This window comes from Streptomyces sp. LZ34, assembly GCF_053890475.1.
The window spans coordinates 88,436-112,808 of sequence record NZ_JBSSHG010000002.1 but is presented as its reverse complement, the minus strand read 5'-3'; the positions used below and the strand labels follow the sequence as shown (position 1 = coordinate 112,808).

The window sequence follows — 24,373 nt, the reverse complement described above, 5'->3', positions numbered from 1 at the left end:
CATGTTGGAGATCCTCGACTACGCGTTCATGCAGCGGGCTCTGATCGCCGCCGTTCTTGTCGGCATCACCGCCCCCGCCGTCGGCATCTACCTCGTCCAGCGCCGCCAGGCGATCATGGGCGACGGCATCGGCCACGTCGCGCTCACCGGCGTCGCGCTCGGCTTCCTGACCGGCACCAACCCGGTGTGGACAGCCGTCGCGGTCTCCGCGCTCGGCGCGATCCTCATGGAGCTGATCCGCTGGTACGGCAAGACGCGCGGCGACCTGGCCCTCGCGATGCTCTTCTACGGCGGCATGGCCGGCGGCGTGCTGCTGATCAACCTCTCGCCGACCGGCTCCAACGCCAACCTCACCACGTATCTCTTCGGCTCGATCACCACCGTCTCGCGCGAGGACGTGACCGTGATCAGCTGCCTCGCGGCCTTCGTCGTGCTGATCACCCTCGGGCTGCGCCGCCAGTTGTTCGCGGTCTGCCAGGACGAGGAGTTCGCGCGGGTGACCGGCCTTCCGGTGCGCACCCTCAACCTGCTGCTGGCGATCACCGCCGCCGTCACCGTCACCGTCGCCATGCGCGTCGTGGGCCTGCTGCTGGTCAGCGCCCTGATGGTGGTCCCGGTCGCGGCCGCCCAACAGGCCACCCGCGGCTTCGCGATGACGCTCGCGCTCGCCGTCGCCATCGGCGTCGTGGTGACGCTCTCCGGCACGGTCTTCTCCTTCTACGAGGACGTCCCGCCCGGTGCGAGCATCGTCGTGCTCGCCATCGCCGTCTTCGCCGCGATCACCGCGCTCGCCGCCCCATTGGCGAGAAGTCGCGCCCGCAGAGCCGCCGCGGCCGAGGAGCGCTGCACCCTCCCGCTCCCCGGCGCCCGTACGGCCGCGCCCTCCTCCGGAGCGGGCGAAGGGGACGATGTGCTGGTCTAGCCCGTCCGCTCAGCTTTCCCTGGCACAATGGCCACGCGGATGCGCGACGTACGAGCAGGCGACGAGCAGGCGATGTTGAGGAGGCAACTGTGGTGACCGCGGGTCCCCCAGTACGCGGCCGGTCCACCAGGCAGCGCGCGGCGGTAGCGGCGGCGCTGGACGAGGTGGACGAGTTCCGCAGTGCGCAAGAGCTCCACGACATGCTCAAGCACCGCGGCGACTCCGTCGGCCTGACCACGGTCTACCGCACGCTCCAGTCCCTCGCCGACGCGGGCGAGGTCGACGTCCTGCGCACCACCGACGGCGAGGCCGTCTACCGCCGCTGCAGCAGCGGCGAGCACCACCACCACCTGGTCTGCCGCTCCTGCGGCAAGGCGGTCGAGGTCGAGGGCCCGGCCGTGGAGAAGTGGGCCGACGCGATCGCGGCGGAGCACGGCTTCGTGGACGTCGCCCACACGATCGAGATCTTCGGCACCTGCGGGGACTGCGCGGCGACGGCGGCCAAGGGGTAACGCGACGCCCCGCGGGCAGCCTCACCGCTTGAGATAGGCCAGTACGGCCAGCACGCGGCGGTTGTCGTCGGCGGACGGTTCGATCCGCAGCTTGTCGAAGATGCTCGCGGTGTGCTTGGCGATCGCGCTCTCGCTGATGTGCAGGGCGTGCGCGACGGCGGCGTTCGACCGGCCCTCGGCCATCAGTTTCAGCACGTCGTGTTCGCGCGGGGTGAGGCTTCCGGTGCGGCCCCTGGCGTCGCTGCGGGCCAGCAGCTTGGCGATCACCTGCGGGTCCATGACCGTGCCGCCGGCCGCGACGGTGCGCACCGCGTCGATGAACTGCCCGGTGTGGGTGACCCGGTCCTTGAGGAGATAGCCGATGCCGCCCTCGCCCCCGGCCAGCAGCTCGTGGGCGTAGAGCTGGTCCACGTACTGGGACAGGATCAGCACCGGCAGCGCGGGGCGGGTGCGGCGGGCCTCCAGGGCGGCCTGGAGACCCTCGTCGGTGTGGGTCGGCGGCAGACGGATGTCGACCACGGCGACGTCCAGGTCCTCCTCGCGCAGCGCGCGCAGTAGGGCCGGGCCGTTGTCCACGGAGGCGATCACCTCGCAGCCGTGCTCCCGCAGGGTGCGCATCAGCCCGTCCCTGAGCAGGAAGAGGTCTTCGGCGAGGACGACGCGCACGGAATCTCCAGGGTCACGGTGGTCGGGCCGCCCGGCGGGCTCCGCAGGGCGAGAGTGCCGTCGAAGGTACCCAACCGGCGCTGGACGCCGCGCAGTCCGGTGCCGTGGGAGAGGTCCGCGCCGCCCCGGCCGTCGTCGGTGACCGTGATGTGCAGCCGTGCGATCTCATGGGTCAGGGAGATACGCACCTCCTGGGCGCCGGAGTGCTTGGCCGCGTTGGCGAGGAGCTCGCTGACCGCGAAGTAGGCGGCGGACTCGACCGGTGCCGGAAGCCGCCCGGGCGGCAGGTGAACCTCGACGTGGACGTCGAGGAAGCTGTCGAGCGCGAGCGACCGTACGGCGTCGCCGAGCCCCCGGTCGGCGAGCACCGGGGGCTGGATGCCGTGGACCAGGTCGCGTAGGTCCTGGAGCGCCCGTGCGGAGGACTCCCGCACGTCGAGCAGCAGCGCGCGGACGGCGCTGAGGTCGATGTCGCCGATGTGGCCCGTGTCGCCGGTGTGGCCGGTGCCCAGCAGCCGGGTCGCCTCATCCAGCGTCATGCCGAGGGCGACCAGCCTGGCCTGTGCGCCGTCGTGCAGGTCCCGTTCGATGCGGCGCAGTTCGGCCGCCTGCGCGTCCAGCGACTCGTCACGGATGTCGGTGAGCCGTTCGACGCGCCGGGCGAGTTCGGTGCTGAGCGGCGCGGACAGCAGACGACGGCTCCAGCGGGCGTGCAGCTTGAGCATGACGGGAGCCAGGCGCACACCCGCCGCGATGAACGCGAGGCCGAGGACCAGCGCGGCGAGCATGGTCCGCGCGCCCATGGTGTCGGGCGGCTTGTACCCGGCAGCGCGGTGCGCGGAGCGGATAGAGGCGATGATGCGGTCCATTGACCTGGGCCCGTAGGGGCGCCCCGTGCGCGGCCGCGGCGTGCGCTTCAGATAGGACAGATACTCGGTGACAGTCTGTGGCGCGGCTGGCAGGGCACGGCGATCGACGGTGACGCACCATTCGGCGAAGCGGTCCATGTCGCCCTTGTAGCCGTCGCGGGTGCCATCGGCGATTCCGGCGTTGACGTCCTCCTTGGCCTGGTCGGACAGCCACGCGTCGGGGTCGTCATCTGGCGGAGGTACGGCGAGGGTTCGGTCCTCGCGGAGTGCGGGGAGGTGGCCGTCCACCAGCTCGGCGTCGACCACTTCGCCGGGGTCGTGCTTGGTCACTGGAGTTCCCGCAGGAGCGCGAGCACTTTCTCGCGGAACTCATCGCGCACGCGCTGCTTGGCGATGAGGAGTTGGTGGTCGCCCGCGATGGGTTCGACGGACCTGACTCCCTTGATGAGAAGCAGTGCGTTGATGATCGCCTGACTGTCGTCGTCGCGGACGTCCTCGTCCAAGGTGACCACGTACCCGGCATGGCGGTGGGTCATTTCGCTCCCCTGATCGTTTAGCTCTTCAGAATTTACATTATCTGGAGCCAAGCGGTCTGATGCCGCTGACGCGGCCCTCGCGGGGGCGGTCAGGGCGACCAGTTATGGGCGCCTTCGTGGCCGGCGGGCAGCGGGCACCAGGGCGCATCATCGTCAGGGAGGTAGCAGGTCGGTTCGTGCGTCCACTCGCGCGACTCCGAGGACCAGCGCAGCCACCAGTGGGTGACGTCGTCCGGGTCGAGATCGTCTGACTGACCCAGCGCGCAGTGAGGGCCAGCATGGCCGTCCTCAAGCTCACACTCCAACGGTGACTTCACCTCATGTGCGGCGCCGGGGAGTTGGCTCAGGTGCTGGATCTCCTCCGGCGTCAGCTCGACCGCGTCCGTTGTGCACTCGCGCATGACAATCCCCCGATCAGCAGTCATATGTGAGCTTATCGTGAACCAGAAGGCATGATCCCACAGCCCAACGACAGAGACTGTTCGAGGTGTTCGATTCTTCGTCAGGATCGATCCTAAGCTCAGGGCCCCTGGTGCCGGAATCTGTAGCCGCGCTCTCGATACCCATCTCGATTCGGGCCAAATTCACCAATCCGGTAGCGCATCGAACCTTGCGAACCTTAAGGTTCAGATATGGCAGAGAACGAACTCGGCATCGAAGAAGTCCGAGCGCAGATCGGCGACTTGGTCGATGACGCCCACTACGAAGGCACCATCACCCACGTCACCCGGCGCGGCCGCCGCCTTGCGTCCATCGTCCCCGCTGGCATGAAGGCCACCAGCATCTCCGACGCAGCCATCGAGGCTGCGGTCGACGCTGCGTGGCCTGGACTCCCCGAAGGCATCAGCATTGGCGAAGCCCGCCGCCGGGTCATCGCAGCGCTCAACGCCGCGTACCCCCACATGGTCGTTCCCTCCGAGCCGGAGGTTCTTCCGGACATCGACCGGCTCAAGCAGGTCAGCGAGAACATCGAAAAGCAGCTGACGGAGGGAGCGTTCGCCCCTGAGCAGGTGGAGCGACTGAGGCAGGCCGCCGAGAAAATCGCGGAGACCATCCGGGAGACGCGAGTGCGGATGACGCACCAGCAGATTTTGACCAAGACCATCGAGGAGGAGGGCGGCACGTGGGATGCAGCCCGGGCCGTCACGACGCTGGGCCTGGCTGGTCACGGCGTGGACGACAAGCGCGCCCGGGCGGTACTGCGCAGGATCGCTGCCACGGGCCTGCTGACCCGGACCAGCCAGACCCGAGCCATCTACGAGACCACCGAGAAGTGAGGACCCTGACCGTGAGCGACAACATGGACGCCCAACCGGACCGTTTTCTCGCCGACGCCAACACCCGCTTGCTCGCGGACCTGGACCAGGTGCTCGACGTCGAGGCCGGACTCGCCGAAGTGCTCTCGATCGCCGCAGCCGAAGACGCCCAGCGGGCCGCATTCACCATCAACGACGGCCTGGCCAACCTGTTCTTGCGGCTCGGGCCGCCCGACCATGAAACCGAGAAGTGAGGACGGCGACCATGCCGACTGTCGCTCCCGCGCCGCCCCTGCTGGTTCCGACCGGGGACGCCAGGCCCGTCGAGAAGGCAGCTGTTGACGGCATCGTGGATGGGTTCGAGCCCGAGACGTTCCTGTGGATTGTCTTCCACCGGCCCGACGGTGGAGCCCGCGTCTGGTACGCGTGGACCGACGGCGGCGCCACGCTCGGCAACCGTGTCGACCAACTGGCGCTCGCCGCGGGGCTGGACTGCGCCGACTGGCTCCACATCGGAGACCGCAACTGTCAACGCTCCACTCGGGGCCGCATCGCCATCGAGGCATATGCGCTCCGTCCGATCCTCGCTGACGTCCTAACCGGGGTACGCGCACCAGGCGACCGCCGCGACAAAGTGCTCCGCTTCATCGCCTGTGCGGCCGAGGAGACCGGGCAGACCCCGCGCCCCGGCGTACCGCGCTGGCTCGGCGTCGGCCCAACGCTGCTCAACCGCAAGTAGCGCGCCCTGCGCAGCAGGAGTCCCCCGCCTGAGGTAAGCAGGCGGGGGACTCGGCCGTACACGCTACCGGCTATCCGGCGGCATCGCCCCTGGGTGGTCAACGGCTTGACCACCCTCGGCCAGGGCGCGTCGCACCAACGGCAGCGACAGTACCCCGTGGGCCCGTCGACCCAACTCCCGCTTCCCCGCGCCCGCCGCGTGTTCGGCGCGCAGCGCATGGCCGAGCTGATCGAGCGCGCGGACCTCCGCATCCCGTGCCGTACGGACCGCCGCCAGCGCCTCGTCCACGGTCAGCGGGTGGTCAACGCCTTCACCACCGGTCTCCTCCGCTGTAGCTGACGGGCCGTGGTCAACGCGTTGACCCTTCTCCGGTGCCCCGCGGCCCGGCGGGTCATCCCGGTCCTCGAAGGGCCCGTACCGGAAGCGAGGCTCCCCGGTCAGCTCCTCCTCGTGGGCGTCGACGAGCTTGCGCAGCCGGGTCTCGTACCAGTCGGTGAAGATGTCCTCCACCTCCCAGTCCCGCGCCCGCGGCCAACCCGCGTCCCGCTCCAGGACCTCCATGAACGCCTTGTAGAGCGGATGCCCCCACTGACGCGGATGCTTCCCGCAGTCCTGCTCGCACACCGCGCACAGCACCGGCCACGGGTCACTGAACACGCCGTTCGGGAAGTCGTCCGACTGCACTTGGACCGCCAGGACGCCCGCCTCCGGCTTCGCCGCGTCGACCAGGATCTGCATCGACGGGCCGGGCAGCCACGCCTGCACCAGCGTGCCCCCACACTTGGGGCAGTACGGCACCGAGAGATCCAGGCCGCGCCGGCGGCGCACCTGATCCCCCACACTCGCCTGCCTCGGCATCCTGCGCCGCTTCGGCCTCTTACGCGACCGCGCCTTCGCCATCGGTCACCTCCGGCGCCACAGCGTAGAGGGCCTGGCGCCTGGTTATTTGCCTGGCCGGTGACCTGGGGTTGTACGGCCAGCTCAGGTCACGCTCCCACCGCCACCCACGGCCCAGCGAAATCCGTCCCCACATTCGACCCCGGGGTGATCAACGAAGGCAACGCTGTCCGGCCGGTCCCGTTCGTGGCAAACCGGTACGTCGCCGCAGTCAAGCCCAGATTCGCGGCCGCATCGACACCAGTCCAGCCGGAGCCACGGGTCAACGTTGGTGTCGCCGACGCGTTGAACAGCAGGCCGACCCAGTAGAACGCCCCCGCCGTCAGCAACTGAGACGCGACGACGCTGGTCTTCAGCCCGGCCGAGGAGACAGCGGCATCAATGCTCGTGGCGGCCATCAGCGTGCCGTCCGAGCGATACAGACCGACATGATTCTGACCCGCGACGGGTGATGATCCTTGGTTCCCGGCCCACCAGTAGATGCGTGTCGCGTTCACGTTGGCGGCGATGTTGACGCGGGTGAGATACAGCGTTCCGTTGTTCACCTGCGTGGAGTTGACCGCCAGCGCCGGGTCGTAACACCAAGCGGCAACCCCGTGGGCGGCGGGCGTGTCCTGACCGAGCGCGTTGCCCGTGACGGCCAGGTTGCCGCTCACGGTGCCGCCCGCCTTATAGAGGACGCCAGTCTCGAGCGCCGACGTCCGGGCCGCAAGAACATCTGCATCGGCCTGCGTGAACGCACCGATCGAGGCCGCAGGGACCGGGTCCGAGCCCCCAGTGGCGTGCGACGCCGCATGCGCGATCGGTGCGCGCGCGTCCGTCGTCGTCGGGTCGTCAGATCGGAGCGCCACGGTGGGCCCGTCACCAGCGGCACCGAGGGGCGGCTGCGGCCCCGGCTCGCCCTGGTCGCCTTTCGGCCCCGTGGGGCCAGCCGGTCCTTGTGGTCCCGCAGGTCCGACCGCTCCGGTCGGGCCGGGGTCACCATCGGCTCCTGCCGGTCCGGGCGCCCCGGCGGGTCCAGCAGGGCCTTCGGGGCCCGCCGGGCCCGGCACGTACACCACCGTGCCGCCGCCCGAGACCGTGCCGGACAGATCCGCGCGCAGATCCCCCAGCCAGTACGGGCCGCCCGTCTCCGGGACGAGGATGCGCGTCAGCACCGGCGTGCCGTCCAGCGCGCGGCCCTCCATGACCGCCCACAGCGTGTCCCCCGCCGCCGACTCGATCCCCGCGTTCGGCAGCAGATCGGCCGACCAGGCCCCGTCGCTCGCGGCCGTGATGCGTACGGGCCGCACGATCTCGCCCTCAGCGGAGGCCACGTAGCCCACCGCGCGGGCACCGGTCACATCTACCAGCTCGGCGGTCACCTCCACCCGGGACGGGTCGGCCGGGCCGATCAACTTGCCCTTCACGATGGTCATGGCGGTCTCCATTCAGTACCGGCGGCGGTCCGGGGCGAGCCCGAGCAGTCCCGTGCCGCTCGGGCTGTCAGAGGGTTGGGGCTGGGGCGCATCCCCAGTGATCCATGATCGCAATCGCGCGTTATTAATTGTGCGTTTCTGTAGGACACGGGACCCGCCATCAGTCCCGGCGCCGGTCCGCAGGAAGCCCCAGCAGACCGTTCCCACTGCTCCCCGGCGACTTGTCAGAAGGATCCGGATCCGGCGCACCATCACGGCGACACACCAGCGCATCCGGATCCCAAGACGGCGCCTGCAAGGAGTACTTGTCCGGACAGGACGGGCCTGCCGGGCCGCGCTCGCCTGTCTCACCCTGCTCTCCTTGTGGGCCCTGAGGCCCTTCCGGGCCGGTGGGACCCGCTGGCCCTGCTGGGCCAGGCGGGCCGGCCGCGCCGTCGGATCCGTTGCTGCCATCCGCGCCGCTGGCCCCGTCCGAGCCGTCCTTCCCTGACGAGCCGGAAGGACCAGGGCTCCCCGTCTTCCCGCTCGACCCGTCCCGGCCGTTCTGCCCGTCTTCCCCCGGCGGCCCGGTCGGTCCAGTTGGTCCTGGAGGGCCGGACGGGCCAGCATCACCCGGCGAGCCCCGAGACCCGGGCGGCCCGGCGACCGGCGTCGCTCCCAACCCCTGTACTTGCGCGGCCAGTTGGTCACGGGCATGGTTCGCGTCGGCCAGTTCTCGGGAGAGGCTGAGGAACGCCCACAGGCCGGCCGCCAGGGCGGCGGCGAACAGCAGCGCCCCGGCGGCCGCGATGTAGTCGCCGCGGCGACGCCGCTTACGGGCCTCCGCCCGGCTCATGCCCCAGCCCCTCTCATCACCATCACCATCGGCAGCACGATCCCGACCAGCGGGATGATGACCGATGCGACCATCCACCGGCGGGTCTGGGTGACCCGCTCGGCATCCCGCTCCCTCATCGTCTGGAGCCCTTCCACGGCCTTCACCAGCTCAGCGATGTCCTTGGCGACACTGGCTTTCTCGACCGCGTACACGTCCAGGCTCACCATGCGGTCGAGCCGGGCGTTGATCCCTGCCATGTCGTCGCGGATGTCCCCGCGTAGGGCTTGGATGAGCCGGCCCAGCTCGCCATTGGACGGCTCATCGGCCATGTCGTGCTCCGAGGATGTGTAACGTCAGGACACCGAGCGGACGGGCCGCTTGACCGCTCCTGCCGGTACGGGTGCCGTTACCTGTGTGCGGTCGAACATCGCCACGACAGCGGCGGCCGCGGAGAGCACGATGGCCTGCCGCTCGGCCGACCAGTCGAGACCGAAGCCGACGGCGAGCGCGAGCGTTGCCTGTACGAAGCCGAGGACCGCCGCGCCGACGCCGTCCTGGGCCATCACTGCGAGGATCAGGCCGACCAGGGCGGCGGCGAGCGCGTTAACGACGGCCTGCTGCTCGCCGCTGACGTCCAGGCCGAACGCGGCGGCCATCTTCACGAGGACGGCCACCAAGCCGAGCCAGAGAGCCGGCTCCCTGCCGAGGATCTTCACGGGGGTACTCCTTGATGAGAGGTGGATAGGGGGGTCAGACGTTGGGAACGCGCAGCTTGTCCCAGCTGGTCTTTCCGGGGATGCCGTCGGCGGCAGCGCCGGTGTAGCCGAGCTTCTTCTGCCAGCGGCGGTAGCTCTCACGGTCGGCGTTCGTCCAGTCCGGCCCGGGCCCGTTGCGGTACGCTCCGCAGCCCTCGGCGACGAGACGGCGGCCCATGGCCGTGATCACAGCGGAGTGGCGGCCGCCGTGGAAGAAGCTGGCGCCCGGGAACGGCTCGTAGTGCGGAGTCGGCTTCGGAGCAGGCTTGCTGTCACCGGTGTCGGGCTTCGACGGGCCTGATGCGTCCTTCGCGTAAGCCAGGACCTTGTCGAACGGCAGAGATCCCGGGTCGCCGTGGTCGTTCTCGGGGACGTGCTGATGCCCCAGCCATCCGTAGTAGGCGTTCCACTGGGACTGCGTCAGACGCACCCCATTGGTTCCGTAAGAGGCCGGGTACGCCTTCCACGTCACAGTGGAAGCCAGCCGAACGCCGTGCTTGTCGTGCGCCCACTTCACGAACTTGGCCAGCTCGCGCAGTGCCCAGTCCGGTGCCTCGGGCCAGAAGATGTGGCTGGTGTTCTTGCCGCCCCACTTCTTCGACGTGCCCGGATCGCAGGTGCCGACCAGTTCGACCTGGACGGCGTTGGCGGTGTTCGTCTCGACGCCGCCGGACTTGTTGACCAGGGCCCGGGCCGACTCGTCGAAGTCGAAGTGCTGGTGCCAGTTCAGGCGCTTGTTCTTGAAGTCGGGCACTGCGGTGAAGTTGGGTGCGGAGGCTCCGCCGCCGTAGGTGGGCAGCGTCTTGCCTTCGGTGGTGTGGATGACGCCGACGTTGGATTCCATGGAGGACCCGGGGTACTTGCTGCTGTACCACTGAGACGTTGAGGCGCCTGGGTATTTCTGGGGTCCTGTCCTCATGCTGCGGCCTCATGTGCGGCCATGACGTGCTCGCTTCTCCCCGCGCCCTGGTGTTGTTGGGGCGTTCTGCGCACCACGACGGGTGCGGTCCCTCAAGGGTGGTGCGGGGCGGAGGGTCGCCGCTGATCTCAGGCTACGGCCGTACGGGGTTGGCGTTGCCCCCTGCTCACTCCTCCGGCGGCTGCGGGTCGAGCAACGCAGCGGAGAGGATTGTGGCCCGCTTGCTGCATACTCCGCAGTAGATCACTACGTTGGATCCGTTGTTGGAGTAGAGCATTGGCACGTCCTGCACGATGTTGTAGTTGGGGCAGGTGTTGGTGGCGCAGCAGCACGTGGCCGAGTACCACAGGTACGGCTGGAAGAAGACCGGTTCGGTGGGCTGGAGCGGCGGCTCGGTGCTGGGCTGCGGGTCCGGGTCGGTGGGCTCCGGGTCGGTGGGCTCCGGGTCGGTCGGGGGATCGGTGAGCTCTTGAGCGGTTTCGTTGAGGTCGGTCATGACCCAATCACCATCCAATTGATCGTCGTGGCGGTTGTGTTTTCGCGGTTCACCCACACAGTGAGGCCCGTGCTGGTGACGCTGGAGACGCTGACGCCGGTGACGCCCGCGCCGGGCGGGCTAGCGGAGGCCCGGTAGCCGGGCACGGTGGTGTTCGCGGTGGCGTAGCCCCGAAAGGTCGTCCCGGCGACGCTGAGGCCGGTCACCAGGATGCTGGTCGGCGTGTACGCAGCCGTTGGGGTGATCGTCACGGTGCCGGTGGCGATGGACGGCGCGGACAGCACCCCGCCGATCGTCAGGTTTCCGGCGAGGTCGAGGACCATCCGGTAGGCGGAAGCGTCCCTGTTGTAGATGCCCAGCATGGCGCCCGTGTGGCCGGCGGAGGTCTCGATGTACGCGGCGACGGTGGAGCTGGCTGGGGCGGTCTGGAAGTACCGCGCGCGGAGCACCGCGACTCCCGGGCTGAAAATGATGTCGCTGCGCTGCGTGGCCGCGGTCGCGTCCTCGTATCCGATCGTGGCGCTCGTGCCGTCCATGAAGATCCGGCCGCCAATGAAGGTGGCCTGCGCCGTGCTGCGGATTCGTTCGGCGGCCCAAAAGTCGCGGCCGAAGAACGTGCGCCACATCATGTCGCTGAACCCGTTCGCGGTGAATGTGCCGCTGTTCAGGCCGAGGTCCGCGTCCCCGGTGACGGCTTCGACGACGTTGATGAATGCCTGGTTGGAACCGCTGGCATTGGTGAAGCGGAGATTCGGGTACGTGCTGTCGGGGTCGAGCTGCATGATGGCGCCGCTGCTGCCCTCGAGCAGCAGGCCGTCACCGGAGAGTTCCCCGACGGCACGCCCGGTGGCGTCGTAGACGAGGACCTTGTTGGCACCGGCCTCGTTGACGGTGATGCGCTCGCCGGTGGTGGCGGTCTGGAGCAGCGAGCCGGTGATCGTGCCACCCGTGATCGTCTTGCCGGTGATGGCGTCCGCTTTGAGGGCGGTGGCGTCCACGGAACCGGCGGCGAGTTTGGCTGTGGTGACTGCGTTGGCGTCCAGCTTCGCGGTGGTCACGGCGAGAGCGGCGATCTCGCGGGCGGTGATCGCGTTGGCTGCGATGTTCCCGGCCTGGATTCCGTCTGCCGCGACGTTCCCCGCCTGGACTGCGGCGGCGGCCAGGTTCCCGGCCTGGACGGCGGCGGCCGCGATGGTGCCCGCGGTCACCGCCCCGGCGTCGATTTTTCCGGCGATGACGGCGTTCGCTGCGATCTTCGCGGCGGTCACTGCGGTCGCTGCGATCTCGTTGGCCGTCACGGCGTTCGCGGTCAGCTTCGGGGTTGTGATGGCCCCGTCGCTGATCTCGGTGGAGCCGATCGCGCCGTCGGCGATGGCTGCCGAGGTGACGGCGTCGGCGGCGAGCTTGGCCGCGGTGACTGCGGCTGCGGCGAGGGCGTCGGCGTCGATCGCTGCGGTGGCGACCTTCGCCGCGGTGACCGCGTCGTCCGCGAGTTTGGTGGTGGTGACGATGCCGTCGAGGATGTCGCTGGCGACGACCGGCGCCGGCCCGGTCGGGCCCACCTCGGTCGAGGAGGGTGACGGGGCGCCAGAAGTGTTGCGTGCGAGGAGCCGCACGTAGATGGGCACGTTGGTGGGGACGACGACGGTGGCGCCCTGCGCGGTCTCGATTGTCGACTGGAGCGTGCTGGGCAGCGGGTCGAAGCTGGGCGTGGCGGAGGCGTGGACCTCGATGCGGGACCAGTCCAGCGGGATGGTCGCCCCGGCGGCGAAGGTGCCGTCCCAGGACACGGTGACGCCGCCGAGGACGGAGGCGACGATCGGCGCCGAGGGGGCCGGGGGCGGCGGGCCGTTGACCACCTGAATACCGGAGGTGCCGTCGGCCTGCTGCCCGACGATCGCCCGCAGGCTGCCGGAGTCGTCCTTCACCTCCAGGGCGGCGTTCTCGATCGATGCGCCGTGCGCGACGCGCTGCCCCTTCTTGATCTGGTCCACTTCGCGGCGCAGCCGGGCGACCTCGGCGGTGAGGGAGCTGTAGGTCGGCATGTCAGGCCACCTCCGGGGCGCCGTAGTGGAAGCTGTCGGCCCGGCTCAGGGTGAGGGTGATCTGGTCTTCCCCGCCGTCACCGGCGCCGGGCCGGATCGATTCCGCGGTGATACGCGACCAGCCCGACCATGACGTCCATTCGTTGTTGACATGGACCTGGACGTCGTCGCCGATCTGCCACGAGCCGACCGGCGCGGCCGGATGGTCCCGGACCTGGATCGATTCGACGTCGCCCATGATCTGGCGGCGCTTGCGCTCGGCGGTCACCCGCCGGCCGAGGGTGTCGTTCCCGTTGACAGTCGGCAGGGCGAGCACTGCCTCAAGGCGCAGGCGGCCGTCGCGGACCGAGTTGACCGCGAAGCGCGTCGCTGTGCCCTCCCCCGATCCGGTACCGATGACCGTGTTGGCGTAGTCGTCGCCGGAGTAGGAGACGGGCGGCGCGGACACGATGTTCACGCCGGACCGGAAGCCGATGTCGGTGCGGCGGGCACCGAGCCGCGGGTAGCCGAGGAGGATGCGGCGCCTCACAGTGCCGTTGGTCTGGTACTCGGTGTGGCAGGCGTACTGTGGCGCGCCCTCCTCGCTGACGAGGTCGTCGACCTGGTCTCCGAGCACGGGCGTCTCGTACCAGTGGCTCGCCCACGGCTCCTCCGGGGTGCCGGCCTTCGCGCTGGAGGTGGTTGCGTCGACCACGACGCCGAGATTCCCGTCGGGCTGTTCCTGGGCGTAGGCCCAGATGTCGCGGATGATTTTGCACGGGTCGCCGTAGGTGTACGGGGCGCGGCCGCCCAGGTTGCCGTGGGAGTCGTGCCGGTGCGCCAGATACGAGGACCATCCCGCGGCCTCGATGCTGTATTTGCCGCCCTCAGGTACCGCGGACCAGATGAGGCCGCCCCAGCGGAGGAACCCGTCGGCCTCCACGTAGATGAGGGCCTGGCCGGGCTGGAGCAGGTCCGCGTTGGCGCGCAGGAACTTCGGCGCGAGGGTGCCGGTGAGCGCCCCGGGCCCGTTGAGCTCCCGGCCGAACTCGACCTCGGACAGGGGCAGGGCTGGGTGCAGCATCTCGCCGGTGAGGGCGTGCTGCGTCCAGTACCGCCAGCGGCCCATCAGATGGGGCCCTCGGTGAACTCGATGTCGATGACGAACGTCGTGGCCCCATCTACGCCGATCGTGCCCGCATTGGTGGAGCGCGTCCGCATCCGGCTGTAGAAGGGCTGGGTGGTGCCGCGCATGGCCGCGCCCGTGGTGGTGGTCAGGTCGATCGTCTCGGCCATGATCATCGACCCGAGGCGTCGGGCGGCGCTGCCCTGGTTGTCGTCGATGCTGACCCACTGGGCGGCTTCTTCGGTGCCGAGCTTGAAGCGCAGCCCGCCGAAGACATTCCCAGTCGCCAGGCGGATGCCGCCGATGGTGAACATGACCTTCGCCTTGGTAGCCCACGAGGGGATGGCGATGTTCTGCATGTTGCCCGCAGGAGAGGCGGACGCCAGCGGCGGGTGAGTCTTCCACGTCTCGGAGGTGCCGGAGATCTCCACTAGCGGGTCGACCGCGTAATACGGGTAGAGGAACCGGTCCCGGCGGGGATTCGCGACCTTCCGCAGATCCTTGACCATGCTGTTGGTGATGGTCGCGGTCGACGCCGGTATGTCGATCCGTGCGAGCGGGATCGCCGAGTAGCCGGACGGCACGGTCGTAGCACTCGATGAGACGTTGGAGACGACCTCGAAGAAGACGATCGGATCCGTTTCCGGGTCTCGGGTGCCCTCGTACTCCGGGTCCTCCACGCGCAGGACCACCATGTCCGACCGGCCGCTGCCGCCCGTGGGGGCGATGGTGACCGACGTGTCGACGCCGATGTTGTAGGCGCTGTAGGAGCCCTGTACCGAGCTGACCCGGCCGATGATGACCGCAGAGCCGTCCGCGATCTGCACCCCGCCCCCGGGCGTGGCCAGGGCGGTCACCTTCAGGTGGTCGCCTTCGGTGATGCCCTCGTTCGCGCGGGACAGGTCGCGGATCATCATGCGGAACTGCTGGGCGGTGTGCATCGCCCCCGTGGTGGCGATCGGCGTCGGGTTCAGTGCCATGGCGGTCTCCTCAGATGGCCTTGTAGGTCGGCCACCAGGTGACGGCCAGGGTGCTGGTCAGGGTCGGGTCGGTGGCGGTCCACTGGATCTCGTTCAGGCCCGGCGCGAGAACGAACTCGTCGATACGGGACTTCGGCGCGAGGGGGGCGCCGCCGCCGTTGTTGCGCAGCACGGTGCGCCAGCCCGGCCGGGTGTCGATCTCCACCCACTCCCCCGCGGCGAGGGTCGTCTGCACGGTCAACGTGCGACCGGACGCGACGTGGGTGATGGTCGGGTTGGCGCAGGGGCCGTTGACCCGCAGCAGCGGCCAGGCGGGGGCGGTGCCTTCGACCTCGAGAAATCCCGGGCGGCCGACGGCCTCGGGGTCACCTGCGATCGTCAGCGGAAAGACGAGAGGGAAAGTGAGCCCGCCGGACGTCAGCAGGCCGAGGGGGATGGATGTCGTGCCGGTGGAGTCGGCGTAGAAGTAGTGGTCCTGGGCCTGGAACTCGATGTCGCACGGTGCGAAGCCGTGGATCATCTGGGTGAGGTCGGGCTCCAGCTTCCGGATCCTGCCGCGGACTGTGCGCGCGGGGCGGCCGGGGAACTTGAGCCGGAGGTCCATGGTGGTGCCGCCGGCGCCGCGCACCGCCGGGGTGTCCGGCAGGTCTTGGAGTGCGGCGAGCCGGTCAAGGACGGTGGCCGGGTTGCCGATGACCTTGATGGCGGCGTCGATCCTGATCGTGCGGCCGCCGTAGTAGTCCCGGCCGAGCCACAGTCCGTCCTCGGATGGCGGCTCCACGTCGCTGGTACGGACGGGCGGCTGACCCAGGCCCTCTAGCGCGCGGACCTGCACGTCGGTGCCGGCGCCGATGAGGACTCCGCCGAGTTCGTGCTGCCAGTCGTCCAGCTCTACCGGTGTGCTCACCGTGCCCCCACTCCGCCGCGCGCAAGGCGCCGCAGCTGGTACGAGTTGTCGGCGTCGATCCGGCGGGCGGTCTCGGACGCGCTGCCGCCGGAGGTGACGTGCCAGGTCTGGGAGCCGACCAGCGGGCCCTGCTCGCGGATGACGACGACGCGGCCGCCGTCGCCTGCGGGGGTGATGCCGAGGCCGAACCGGTGCGCCACATCCGACAGGACGTTGGTGGCGGCGCCGCGCTTGCTGGCGCCGAGCGGGATGTAGGCCTCCCCGCCGGTCTCCGGCTCGGCGAACCGGACGATGCCGCCGCGGGTGGCGTACATGCCGGCCCGGATGCCGCCGTTCGCGTAGGCCATGCCCTTCTCGGCCTTGGCCAGGTCGGCAAGGAACTGTGCGGCCCGGCCGCCGAGAGATTTGGAGATCTGGCTCTTGGCCTTGGTGGCGACGGCGATGATCTCGTCCTCACCCAGGCCGGTCTTGTCCGCCACAGCGTGGATGCCGACCTTGCTGGAGGAGATAGCGGCGATGATCTGCACCATCTCTGCTACTTCATCAGGGGTCAGCGCCTTATTGGCCTTCTTCGCCGCGTCGTTGGCTTTCTTGGCCTTGCCCTTGTCCTTCACCGCGGAGGAGGCGATGTCGATGGCGGCCTGGTCGCCCTGCGAGGCGAGCTGGGCGGCGAGGTCGCCGTAGCCCATGGATGCGAGCTTGGCGAGGTCGGCCTGGAACTTGCTGTTGCTGGTGTTGGCCTTCTCGAGCTGCCGCGTGTAGTCCGTGAGGCTGGCCTTCGCTGTCTTGGCGAGGGCGCGGAGTGCGGCGGCCATCTGCTCGATGTACTTCTTCGACCCGTTGGCCATCTTCTTCGCCAGCAGGACGCCGTCCTCGCCCATGCTGGCGAGTTGTTCCGCGACATCGGAGCCGACCCGGTCGGAGACCTTGGTGAGGTTCGCGTTCCAGGCGTTCGCCGCCTTCGCGGTGCTCTTGAGCTTCGCCTCGATGGCGGACAGGGAGAAGTAGTCGACCTCTTTGGTGCCGTGCTTCGTCTTCACCTTGCGGGTCTTGTGTCCGGCCTGCCCGGCGTCGGAGGCGGAGTACAGGGACCCGGTCTGGGGGTCGTACCGCCAGTCGGTGACGGATCCGTCGGCGTTCCACTCGATACCGCGCGGGTCGCCGCCGAGGCGCCGCACGATCTCCTCGGTGATCCGGCGAGACCGGGGCCTCTTGGCGGGGGCGAAGGGGACGTATCCCTCGCCCTGTGTCTCCGGCTCTCCCCACACCCGCCAGGATCCGGCTGGGGCGATCTGCGCGACGTGGTTCTCGGACCCGCCAGAGAAGCGTCGTACACCGCCGCGCTGGATGCCGCCGTTGGCGTAGTAGTCGACGATCCCGCCGTCTGCTTTCCCGAACCCTCCGAACCCGCCGAGGGCGGATATGGCGGCGCGTGCCGCCGCGATGCCCGTGGCGACCACGTTGATTGAGACTGTCTTGCCACTCAGCCTGTTGATGGCGGACTGGATCGCGGCGGCCTGCGCGCTCGGCGTTCCGGTGGGGATGGTGATGGTGACGTTTTTGCTGCCGGGAACAGCGTGGATTTTGAACCCGAGGGCTTCCAACTGCTGGCGGGCCTCAGCGGTCGGCGCCCGCATGGTGATGGTCTTGCCCTTGGTGTCCCGGACCTTGGCCTGGACGCTCTGCAGATCCTTGATCGCCGCCTTGGTCTCGGCGGTGAGCGTGACCTTCTTGTCCTTGACCGCCCCTTCCTGCCTCAGGAAGTCCGCGAGGGCCTGCTTCGCGGCGTCGGTCTTCGCGGTCAATTTGTACTCGCGGGTGCCCGGGATCAGCTTCGCGGTGATCCCGATCTCCTCGAGCTTCTTCTTCGCGTCCGCAGACAGTGCGTCGACCTTGACGGTCTTCTTGTCCGGGAACCGCTCGAACTCGGCCTGCACCGCCAGCAACTCCGCGAGGGTGGAGTCCAGCCCCTTGGCCTGAAGGAGGATGCTGACCTGGCCAGGGATCAGGCCCAAGGAATCGGCCACGCCCTCGGCCTGGGTCTTGGTGAGGCCGTAGTCCTGGGCAAGCTTGACAGCGGCATCGCGGGACTTCTGCATCTCCTCCCGGGCCGCTGACAGCTTCGTCGGCAGGTCTTTGCCTTGGGAGTCTGCGAAGTCGTAGGCCGCGATGGCCGCCGTACCCGCGGCGTCGGTCAGGTTGTTCAGGGTGCCGAAGAGGGCCTGACCATTCTTCGACGTGGTGTCCAGGGCTCCGTTGGACTGGAGCAGGGCCTTGCCGTAGCCCTGGGACTTGTCGATGCCCTCCTTCATCGCGTCGTTGGCCTGGGTGATCGCCTCGTTCACGCGGGCCTCGGCCGCCTGGAGGCTGACAGAGCCGCCCGACAGCAGGTCCAGGGACTGGCGCAGCGCACGGGTGCGGGAGTCGGCGTCCGCGGTCTTGTCCGCCAGCGCCCCCACGGCGTCCTTGAGCTGGTCGTAGGCGCTGACGCCCTTGTTCTTGTCGATGGTGTCGGTGAGGTCCTTGGCGTTCTTCCGCGCGGTCGCGGCATCCTTGCCGAGCTGGTCCAGCGCGTTGGCGGCCAGCAGGTACTTCATGCCGTCCATGCCGTCCTGCGCGGCGGCCAGCCCGGCGAGCTTCTTTTTCAGGGCGTCGATGGACGAGCCCTGGCTCAGGTAGGCGTCGGTGACCTGCTTGAGCGTGATGCCCTGTTGCCCGAGGAAATCCATCAGGTTCTTGCGGTGGCCCCCGAGGGTGGTGTTGAACTTCGCCTGCTGGATCTGCTGGGCGGCGGTGGCGCGGACTGACTCGTTGATCCGCCCGTTGGACTGCTGGAGCGCCCCGGTGAGCGCGTCAACCTGGGCTTTGTGCTCGGCCGCTGCCTGGGCCGCTTTCTGCTGCTCGTCCGCGTACATGCCGAGGGCCAGGGACGCCCCGGCGATGGCCACGCCCCACGGGCCGCCGAGCGCGTTCATGAGCCCGCCGCCGAGGCTGCGGGCCCCGGTCCCGGCGGCGGAGGCCACGCCACGGAGGGTGTTGGCGAAGCCCGTGCCGGACGCGGTGGCGCTGCGGAACGCCGCGCCCATCGCGCCGATCGTGGTGGAGCGAGCTTGGAGAACAGCCATGGCGGCGCCGTACCGGGTCAGGGACACCCCGCTGGAGGCGGCGAGCGAGCGTTGGAGGGCCATCTGCTGGTTGAAGCTGGCGAAGCTCGTGCGGAGAGGGCCGGATACCTGGCCGGCGAGCCTGCCGAGGGCGGGTTGCACGCGGTTGAACAACAGCATGGCGAACACCGCACTCTGGATGGGCCCGGGGAGGGCGCCGAACGCGGAGACGAGCCCGCCGACCAGGTGCCCGATCGGGCCCAGCACGGTGGACAGGGCGCCCACGGCGGTGGCGGCGGCGTCCAGGATCATCACCAGCATGTCCATGGCCGTTGCGGCGCCGGAGGATCCGGAGGTGACATCGGCGAACGCTGAGACGATCGGATCGACGCCGTCGGCCAGGTTGGACAGCACCTGGGCAGCGAGCTTCGCGGCGGTGATGATGAGGTGCAGGGCCGTAGCGGCCGCATCCGCTCCGAAATCCCTGAACCCGCTCCCCATGTCCCGCGCGGCGTCGGCGATGCCGCCGAACTCGCGGCGGACTGCTGCGACGATGTCGGGCCCGAAGAGGGTCGCTGCGGCGTTGAAGTAGTCGAAGAACGCGGTGATCTTTGGGGTGGCCTTCGACATCGCCGAGGTGATGCCGCGGGTCAGGAACTCAAGGCCCGGAGCCATCCCGTCGTAGATCGCCAGCCCGGTCTGCTTCGACTGGGTCTTCAGCTGGGTCATGGCGCCGGCCAGGCCCTTGCCCTTGGCCGCGGCGATCTCAGCAGCCGATCCGGTCTGACTGACGGCCCCCATCAGCGCGTCGAAACTGTCGACGCCCTGGTGCGCGAGAGCGATCGCACCGGACATGGCCGGCTTGCCCATGGACTTCTTGACCGCGGCGGCGAAGTCCTGCTGGCTCATCTTGTGCTGGGCCTTCGACAGGCCGTCGATGACCGTGCGGAGGCCCTTGAAGTTCCCCTGCGCGTCCCACGCCTCGATGCCCATGGCCTTCAGGCCCTCGATCATCTGCGGGGTGGGGGCCGCGAGGTTGGCCATCATGCCGCGCAACGTGGTGCCCGCGGTCTGGCCGAGGATGCCGGCCTTGCCGAGCATGCCGACCGCTGAGGCAGCCTCCTCCATGGAGACGCCGAGCCCGTGTGCTACCGGGCCGGCGTACTTCATGGCGTAGTAGATGTCCATGATGTCGCCGGACGCGGCGTTGGCGGTCGAGGCGAGGATGTCGGAGGCGCGGCCTGCCTGATCGGCGCCCATTCCGAACTGATCCATCATGTCGCCGAGGTACTTCGCGCTGTCGGCGGCGGACACCTGGGCGGCCGACGCGAGCTGAAGGGACGCGCGGGTCGCGGAGATCGCCTGGTCGGTGCGGAAACCCGCCTTCGCGAGCTCCACCATGGCGTCGGCTGCCTCGGTTGCCGAGGCGTTCGGCAAACTCAGGTCGTTGCCGAGCTGGGCGGCGGTCAGCGCAGCGCGCTTCATCTGGAGCTGCGTGGCCCCGGTGACCGCGCCGAAGCTATTCATCGCCTGCTGGTACTCATTGCCGTTCTTGACCAGCTCGCCCATGCCCAGCACCAGACCACCGCCGGACAGCAGCGCGGCCATGCGGGCCAGCTCGCCGCGGGCGCTGCGTGTGTCCCGTGCGATGCCGCGCAGGGCCCGCGTGTTCCCGACCCGGTTCATGTGGGTGGAAGCGGTACGGGCCGCGGCCGCGAGCCGAGTCAGGTCCCGGATAGCGGCGTTGATCTGCGCGTTCATGCCGCGCAGGTGGGCGCCGGCCTGGCGGGAGTTGGTGCCGAGGCTGTTGAGGTGCCGGTTCGCGATCCGGGCGGCGTCCCCGTACCGGCCGAGTTGCCGCGCGCTGGTGCGGGCGTTGTTCCCGAGGTTGTTCAGGTGCCGGGCGGCCTGCCGGGCCTCACGGCCCAGGGTGCGGATGCCGTTCGCCGAGGTGCGGGATGCGACACCAAGCTCGCGCACCTCGCGCTTCGCGGCCTGTGCGGCGCGTTCGAGGGAGCGGGCGTGCTGGGCGGACTCGCGCAGCACGCGGGCGAGGCTGTTGCCCTGCGCCCGCAGATCGACCGACAGGTTCCAGTTGGCCACCGCCCGCCCCTCCTCTCAGCTAGTCGTCGTCTTCGTCGTCGCGCCGTCTGCGGCCGGTCAGCTCCCGCTGCGCCTGAAGCGCGGCGTGTACGGCGGACGGCAGCAGGTAGACCTTCATGCCGCGGGCGGCCTGGCCCTCGGTGGGCAGCTCGGCCTGCTTGTCCGCAATGACTTCGCAGCCGACGCACTTGTGGGTGGCGGCCACGTACGCGTCCTCGTCGCCACCAGCCGCTTCGTCCCATTCGGCGTCCCGGGTGCCGCACTGGGGGCAGACGGTCCGCTGGTAGTCGCGGTAGGCCAGGGCCTTCTGCCGGTCACGCGCGGTCCAGGTGCCGTCTCCGATGCCCCGGAATTGAGAGTGCGGGATGCCCCACCGGTCACACAGCTCAAGCTCGGTGCGTAGCCGGACATCGGAGATCAGCCTTTTCCCACGTCAAGGCGGGTCACCTGCTGCACGTCCCACGCGGTCTGAAAGAGCTGAGCGGCCTCGCCCTCTGCCCAGGTGTTCAGGTAGTGGGCGGCGTCCTCTTCGGTGATGCCGTCCAGGGACGATTGGGCGATCAGCTTCGGTCCGAGCGTTTCGACGTCGTACTCGAGGCCGTCGTCGGACTGAACCTCACTCGCCGGGTGCTCCTTCTTCAGCGCCTCGAAAACAGGGCGCTCCAGCGCCTGGAATCGGAGGACGATGGCCTCTTCGTCGAACGCCGCCTGCGCCTTGGATACAGCGCGGGCAGCGGCGGCCGCCCGCTTCTTCAGGTTCGCATCGCTCGGATCAGCCTCAAGAAGCCGCTTCGCTTGCCGATCCTCGTACTGGGCTTCACCGAGGGCTTCTTTGACGACCTCGTCGTCGCAGATGGTGAGCTTCGCGATGGGCCGGTTGCGGTTCCGCAGCCGCTCCACGGTCTTCGCCCAGTGTGCGTCCTTGGCGACGGCGTCGGCCGGGGGCTCGATGGTGGTGGTCATGGTGGTCCTCCGTCAGGGAAGGGGGACCCGGCCGGGCGCCGCACGGGCGCCCCTTCCCGAACACGTCGTGTCGGGCCCGGCCGGGAGCTGGGGGAGAAGGTGGCGGCGCGGATCAGGGCCCGGTCGGGACGGTGGCGTTGAGTAGCGGCCGGTCGGTGATGGAGAACTTGACCATGAGCTTGGCGGCCTCGTTGTCCGCCGTGATCTCGGCCGAGTTGGAGGCCACGCGCACCGGGTAGACGTCCATGCCCTTGGCGGCGGCGGCCTTGCCCTTGCGGCAGATGATGACGAAACCCACCGTGCCCTTGGCAAGGTCGGTCTCGAGGGTGTCGCTCGTGTCGTCCTCATAGAACGTCAGCGAGCTGTCGGAAGCCTGGTCATCACCGGGGATCTTCGACACGAACGTGGAGTCCATGTCGGGGGTCTCGATCTCCTGGTTTTCCAGGGCGAACCCCTCGACCGCAGCGATCTGCTTGGTGTAGTCCGTCGCGCCGGTCATCTCCGCGGCGGTCGGCAGGTAGGAGGTGGAGGCAATCGTCTCGGCGAACAGGATCTTCGTTACGCCCTTGCGGTTGAACCTGGGCATGGGTTGGGCCCCTTTTTTCACGCGGTGTGTCAGTGGCGGCCACTACAAGGGGTGGCGTCCGCGTGGGGTCCCGCCGCGGTGCGGTGAAGCGCCTGACCGGGGTCAGGCGGTGGTCAGGCCGAGCCTGTACCTCTGCACGTAGCTGATGATCCCATCTGCTGGGTCGTTCGTTGCCCCGGGTTCGGTCTCCAACTCCCGGCAGATGCAGGAGACACCGGGGATGTCGAGGTCGTGCAGCCACAGACCCGTCGTCGGGTCACGGCCGAGGAACGCGGTGCGCGCCTTGTCGGCCATGCCCTCGACCTGTTCGAGGGTGCCGTACGACCCGGACTGACCCGGCGTCGGCCCGGACACAGAGGTGACCTGGTAGACGATCTCCATGTCCTCGTGCTCGTCCGCATATGGCGCGCCGGACACGATCACACCAACCACGGTGAGGACGTAGTACGGCGGGGCCTTGAAGCCGCTCGCGGTGCGCGGGATCGAGCCCTTCCCGATCGGCAGGGAGGTCGCCGTGCCGAGCAGCGCGGCCCCCGCATTGGTGACGATGCGCTTCTCAATCACCGCAGGCTCTCCTCGACAGCAGACCGCATCGCCATGCGCAGCGCCCCGGTGATGGCCGGCAGAGACGGCTGGACGTGCGGGAACGGCGGCTGGTTGTAAACCCGGCCCAGCGAGTCAGCGCCAACGAAGCCGAACTCGAGGCGCCGTCCCTGCGGCCGGTCGGTGCCGATCGTGCACTGCGCCCCGTACGGCAACCTGCGGTTCACCACCTGCCACGAGTTTCGGTAGTCGCCGGTGATGACGTTCGGGCCGGGCCGGCCGGAGGCATGCCCGCGGATCTGGGCACGGCCGAGCTCGCCGACGTGCTGCATGTGCCGGTGGATCGCCGGGCCGATCCGGTGCGCGGCGGCCTCGAGACGGTCGGCGAGCTGTTCGGGCGTCACAGCGTCTCCCGCGGGGCCTGGTTCTGGTCGAGGGGGGTGATACGGACGGCCTCGAGGGTCGCGGCGCGGGCGGGGTCCTGAGCGATCCACGACCGGCCGATCAGCGCCGTGTTCGCCGGATTGTGCACGGCGATGACCGTGATGATGTCGTCCTTGGCGGCCATCGGCGCGGTGAGAGGGGTGAAGAGCCGGTAGCGGGAGCGGGTCTCCTGGATCCACATCTGCCCGGCGTCCGGGACGGCGGACATCTCCGACTGTGCGGTGCCGCCCTGCACGGCGCCGGGTCCCTCGTACACGGTCTCCCCCGGCGGGTATTCGTTCTGGCCGGTGTCGGGGTTGTAGACGGGGTCACCGCCGCCCGGTCGGCTGATGCGGACGGTGTCGACCAGGAGGTTGGTGTCGAGCCAGCGGCCGACGGCGGCGAGGACGTTGTCGAGGCCGGGCATCAGGGCCTCCCCCGTGCCCAGTCGGCCAGTTGGGCGAGCATCGCTCGGGTGAGGTCGTACTGGACGTTCTGGAGGTCGTCCCGGTTGAGCGCGGCGGTCTCGAGGGCGCTGGGTTCGATGCTGGCCAGGAACTGGGCGATGGCCTCGCCGGGCTCCTCCGGTACGGCGACGGCGACGCGGGCCAGCCCGTCGAAGATGGCTCCGGCGGGGCTGCGGACGTGGAGGAGGAGCAGCGGAAGGGCGTTGGCCACGTCGTGCTCGAGGGTGTAGCCGACCACGTAGTTGCCGACCTCGGCGTCGTCGATGCTGATGTTGGCGTGGCCGGGCTGCGCGTCGATGACGACATTGTGCACGGACGGCCCAGGGGAAGTAGTCATCTTGAGCC

General features: G+C 69.4%; 27 protein-coding genes. 5 read left to right on the top strand and 22 right to left on the bottom strand.

What is annotated here, in order from left to right; translation table 11 throughout:
* Position 1 precedes the first annotated feature (1 nt).
* Both ACWY4P_RS54020 and ACWY4P_RS54015 read left to right on the top strand, forming a co-directional pair.
* The gene (locus ACWY4P_RS54020; RefSeq protein WP_456204778.1) at positions 2–922 is read left to right on the top strand and encodes a metal ABC transporter permease; all 921 of its coding nucleotides are present in this window, start codon (positions 2–4) and stop codon (positions 920–922) included.
* 89 nt (positions 923–1,011) lie between these two features.
* Complete coding sequence (locus ACWY4P_RS54015; protein ID WP_456204777.1) at positions 1,012–1,434, top strand: Fur family transcriptional regulator; 423 nt, start codon at positions 1,012–1,014, stop codon at positions 1,432–1,434.
* A 21-nt stretch (positions 1,435–1,455) separates the two neighbouring features.
* Here the strand turns inward: ACWY4P_RS54015 and ACWY4P_RS54010 are convergent, their stop codons facing one another.
* The 4 genes from ACWY4P_RS54010 to ACWY4P_RS53995 all read right to left on the bottom strand — a co-directional run bounded on the left by ACWY4P_RS54010 (position 1,456) and on the right by ACWY4P_RS53995 (position 3,906).
* On the bottom strand, positions 1,456–2,100 hold the full coding sequence (locus ACWY4P_RS54010; RefSeq protein ID WP_456204776.1) for a response regulator transcription factor: 645 nt from the start codon (positions 2,098–2,100) through the stop codon (positions 1,456–1,458).
* Positions 2,052–3,299 carry an ATP-binding protein gene (locus ACWY4P_RS54005; protein ID WP_456213452.1) on the bottom strand — a complete coding sequence of 416 codons (1,248 nt, stop codon included), beginning with the start codon at positions 3,297–3,299 and terminating at the stop codon, positions 2,052–2,054. The genes ACWY4P_RS54010 and ACWY4P_RS54005 overlap by 49 nt, the downstream gene beginning before the upstream one ends.
* On the bottom strand, positions 3,296–3,505 hold the full coding sequence (locus tag ACWY4P_RS54000; protein ID WP_456213451.1) for a hypothetical protein: 210 nt from the start codon (positions 3,503–3,505) through the stop codon (positions 3,296–3,298). The genes ACWY4P_RS54005 and ACWY4P_RS54000 overlap by 4 nt, the downstream gene beginning before the upstream one ends.
* Before the next feature lie 89 nt (positions 3,506–3,594).
* Entirely contained in the window at positions 3,595–3,906 is a 312-nt protein-coding gene (locus tag ACWY4P_RS53995; RefSeq protein ID WP_456213450.1) for a hypothetical protein, read from the bottom strand.
* 231 nt (positions 3,907–4,137) lie between these two features.
* On the opposite strand from ACWY4P_RS53995, the gene ACWY4P_RS53990 reads away from it, so the two are divergent.
* Genes ACWY4P_RS53990 through ACWY4P_RS53980 form a run of 3 tightly spaced genes read left to right on the top strand, consistent with a single transcriptional unit; the run spans position 4,138 to position 5,500 of the window.
* Positions 4,138–4,782 (top strand): hypothetical protein, encoded by a 645-nt coding sequence (locus ACWY4P_RS53990; protein WP_456213449.1) that lies wholly within the window; start codon positions 4,138–4,140, stop codon positions 4,780–4,782.
* 11 nt (positions 4,783–4,793) lie between these two features.
* Positions 4,794–5,015 (top strand): hypothetical protein, encoded by a 222-nt coding sequence (locus ACWY4P_RS53985; RefSeq protein WP_456213448.1) that lies wholly within the window; start codon positions 4,794–4,796, stop codon positions 5,013–5,015.
* Between the two features lie 11 nt (positions 5,016–5,026).
* Positions 5,027–5,500 carry a hypothetical protein gene (locus tag ACWY4P_RS53980; protein ID WP_456213447.1) on the top strand — a complete coding sequence of 158 codons (474 nt, stop codon included), beginning with the start codon at positions 5,027–5,029 and terminating at the stop codon, positions 5,498–5,500.
* 63 nt (positions 5,501–5,563) lie between these two features.
* Here the strand turns inward: ACWY4P_RS53980 and ACWY4P_RS53975 are convergent, their stop codons facing one another.
* The 18 genes from ACWY4P_RS53975 to ACWY4P_RS53890 form a co-directional block, all read right to left on the bottom strand.
* Positions 5,564–6,340, bottom strand: a complete 777-nt coding sequence (locus ACWY4P_RS53975; protein WP_456213446.1) for a hypothetical protein — start codon at positions 6,338–6,340, stop codon at positions 5,564–5,566.
* A gap of 146 nt (positions 6,341–6,486) precedes the next feature.
* Positions 6,487–7,815 (bottom strand): hypothetical protein, encoded by a 1,329-nt coding sequence (locus ACWY4P_RS53970; protein ID WP_456213445.1) that lies wholly within the window; start codon positions 7,813–7,815, stop codon positions 6,487–6,489.
* An 831-nt stretch (positions 7,816–8,646) separates the two neighbouring features.
* The gene (locus tag ACWY4P_RS53965; protein ID WP_456213444.1) at positions 8,647–8,961 is read right to left on the bottom strand and encodes a hypothetical protein; all 315 of its coding nucleotides are present in this window, start codon (positions 8,959–8,961) and stop codon (positions 8,647–8,649) included.
* A 24-nt stretch (positions 8,962–8,985) separates the two neighbouring features.
* Entirely contained in the window at positions 8,986–9,348 is a 363-nt protein-coding gene (locus ACWY4P_RS53960) for a hypothetical protein (protein ID WP_456213443.1), read from the bottom strand.
* A 34-nt stretch (positions 9,349–9,382) separates the two neighbouring features.
* Complete coding sequence (locus ACWY4P_RS53955) at positions 9,383–10,231, bottom strand: peptidoglycan-binding protein (protein ID WP_456213442.1); 849 nt, start codon at positions 10,229–10,231, stop codon at positions 9,383–9,385.
* 241 nt (positions 10,232–10,472) lie between these two features.
* Positions 10,473–10,802: a hypothetical protein gene (locus tag ACWY4P_RS53950; RefSeq protein ID WP_456213441.1), complete on the bottom strand. Its 330-nt coding sequence runs from the start codon at positions 10,800–10,802 to the stop codon at positions 10,473–10,475.
* Positions 10,799–12,847, bottom strand: a complete 2,049-nt coding sequence (locus ACWY4P_RS53945) for a hypothetical protein (RefSeq protein ID WP_456213440.1) — start codon at positions 12,845–12,847, stop codon at positions 10,799–10,801. Before ACWY4P_RS53945 ends, ACWY4P_RS53950 begins: the two co-directional genes overlap by 4 nt.
* A gap of 1 nt (position 12,848) precedes the next feature.
* On the bottom strand, positions 12,849–13,955 hold the full coding sequence (locus ACWY4P_RS53940; RefSeq protein WP_456213439.1) for a hypothetical protein: 1,107 nt from the start codon (positions 13,953–13,955) through the stop codon (positions 12,849–12,851).
* On the bottom strand, positions 13,955–14,932 hold the full coding sequence (locus tag ACWY4P_RS53935; protein ID WP_456213438.1) for a hypothetical protein: 978 nt from the start codon (positions 14,930–14,932) through the stop codon (positions 13,955–13,957). Before ACWY4P_RS53935 ends, ACWY4P_RS53940 begins: the two co-directional genes overlap by 1 nt.
* A 10-nt stretch (positions 14,933–14,942) precedes the next feature.
* The gene (locus ACWY4P_RS53930) at positions 14,943–15,839 is read right to left on the bottom strand and encodes a phage distal tail protein (protein WP_456213437.1); all 897 of its coding nucleotides are present in this window, start codon (positions 15,837–15,839) and stop codon (positions 14,943–14,945) included.
* Positions 15,836–21,046: a phage tail tape measure protein gene (locus ACWY4P_RS53925; RefSeq protein ID WP_456213436.1), complete on the bottom strand. Its 5,211-nt coding sequence runs from the start codon at positions 21,044–21,046 to the stop codon at positions 15,836–15,838. Before ACWY4P_RS53925 ends, ACWY4P_RS53930 begins: the two co-directional genes overlap by 4 nt.
* Positions 21,047–21,065: 19 nt before the next feature.
* Positions 21,066–21,251, bottom strand: coding sequence for a hypothetical protein (locus ACWY4P_RS53920; RefSeq protein WP_456213435.1), 186 nt, complete (start codon positions 21,249–21,251; stop codon positions 21,066–21,068).
* A gap of 212 nt (positions 21,252–21,463) precedes the next feature.
* Complete coding sequence (locus tag ACWY4P_RS53915) at positions 21,464–22,009, bottom strand: hypothetical protein (protein WP_456213434.1); 546 nt, start codon at positions 22,007–22,009, stop codon at positions 21,464–21,466.
* A 112-nt stretch (positions 22,010–22,121) separates the two neighbouring features.
* Complete coding sequence (locus ACWY4P_RS53910; RefSeq protein ID WP_456213433.1) at positions 22,122–22,595, bottom strand: phage tail tube protein; 474 nt, start codon at positions 22,593–22,595, stop codon at positions 22,122–22,124.
* Between the two features lie 102 nt (positions 22,596–22,697).
* Positions 22,698–23,159: a hypothetical protein gene (locus tag ACWY4P_RS53905; RefSeq protein WP_456213432.1), complete on the bottom strand. Its 462-nt coding sequence runs from the start codon at positions 23,157–23,159 to the stop codon at positions 22,698–22,700.
* A complete protein-coding gene (locus tag ACWY4P_RS53900; RefSeq protein WP_456213431.1) occupies positions 23,156–23,542 on the bottom strand; it encodes a hypothetical protein in 387 nt (128 codons plus the stop codon). Before ACWY4P_RS53900 ends, ACWY4P_RS53905 begins: the two co-directional genes overlap by 4 nt.
* Positions 23,539–23,988, bottom strand: coding sequence for a DUF6093 family protein (locus tag ACWY4P_RS53895; protein ID WP_456213430.1), 450 nt, complete (start codon positions 23,986–23,988; stop codon positions 23,539–23,541). Before ACWY4P_RS53895 ends, ACWY4P_RS53900 begins: the two co-directional genes overlap by 4 nt.
* Complete coding sequence (locus tag ACWY4P_RS53890; RefSeq protein WP_456213429.1) at positions 23,988–24,365, bottom strand: hypothetical protein; 378 nt, start codon at positions 24,363–24,365, stop codon at positions 23,988–23,990. The genes ACWY4P_RS53895 and ACWY4P_RS53890 overlap by 1 nt, the downstream gene beginning before the upstream one ends.
* Between the last annotated feature and the right edge of the window lie 8 nt (positions 24,366–24,373).

What these genes read in the sequence shown, in the direction of transcription:
- ACWY4P_RS54020 (WP_456204778.1), top strand. Translation starts at nt 2, where the DNA reads ATGTTGGAGATCCTCGACTACGCGTTCATGCAGCGGGCTCTGATCGCC.
- ACWY4P_RS54000 (WP_456213451.1), bottom strand. Translation starts at nt 3,505, where the DNA reads ATGACCCACCGCCATGCCGGGTACGTGGTCACCTTGGACGAGGACGTC.
- ACWY4P_RS53995 (WP_456213450.1), bottom strand. Translation starts at nt 3,906, where the DNA reads ATGCGCGAGTGCACAACGGACGCGGTCGAGCTGACGCCGGAGGAGATC.
- ACWY4P_RS53990 (WP_456213449.1), top strand. Translation starts at nt 4,138, where the DNA reads ATGGCAGAGAACGAACTCGGCATCGAAGAAGTCCGAGCGCAGATCGGC.
- ACWY4P_RS53980 (WP_456213447.1), top strand. Translation starts at nt 5,027, where the DNA reads ATGCCGACTGTCGCTCCCGCGCCGCCCCTGCTGGTTCCGACCGGGGAC.
- ACWY4P_RS53970 (WP_456213445.1), bottom strand. Translation starts at nt 7,815, where the DNA reads ATGACCATCGTGAAGGGCAAGTTGATCGGCCCGGCCGACCCGTCCCGG.
- ACWY4P_RS53965 (WP_456213444.1), bottom strand. Translation starts at nt 8,961, where the DNA reads ATGGCCGATGAGCCGTCCAATGGCGAGCTGGGCCGGCTCATCCAAGCC.
- ACWY4P_RS53955 (WP_456213442.1), bottom strand. Translation starts at nt 10,231, where the DNA reads ATGGAATCCAACGTCGGCGTCATCCACACCACCGAAGGCAAGACGCTG.
- ACWY4P_RS53950 (WP_456213441.1), bottom strand. Translation starts at nt 10,802, where the DNA reads ATGACCGACCTCAACGAAACCGCTCAAGAGCTCACCGATCCCCCGACC.
- ACWY4P_RS53945 (WP_456213440.1), bottom strand. Translation starts at nt 12,847, where the DNA reads ATGCCGACCTACAGCTCCCTCACCGCCGAGGTCGCCCGGCTGCGCCGC.
- ACWY4P_RS53940 (WP_456213439.1), bottom strand. Translation starts at nt 13,955, where the DNA reads ATGGGCCGCTGGCGGTACTGGACGCAGCACGCCCTCACCGGCGAGATG.
- ACWY4P_RS53935 (WP_456213438.1), bottom strand. Translation starts at nt 14,932, where the DNA reads ATGGCACTGAACCCGACGCCGATCGCCACCACGGGGGCGATGCACACC.
- ACWY4P_RS53915 (WP_456213434.1), bottom strand. Translation starts at nt 22,009, where the DNA reads ATGACCACCACCATCGAGCCCCCGGCCGACGCCGTCGCCAAGGACGCA.
- ACWY4P_RS53910 (WP_456213433.1), bottom strand. Translation starts at nt 22,595, where the DNA reads ATGCCCAGGTTCAACCGCAAGGGCGTAACGAAGATCCTGTTCGCCGAG.
- ACWY4P_RS53895 (WP_456213430.1), bottom strand. Translation starts at nt 23,988, where the DNA reads ATGCCCGGCCTCGACAACGTCCTCGCCGCCGTCGGCCGCTGGCTCGAC.
- ACWY4P_RS53890 (WP_456213429.1), bottom strand. Translation starts at nt 24,365, where the DNA reads ATGACTACTTCCCCTGGGCCGTCCGTGCACAATGTCGTCATCGACGCG.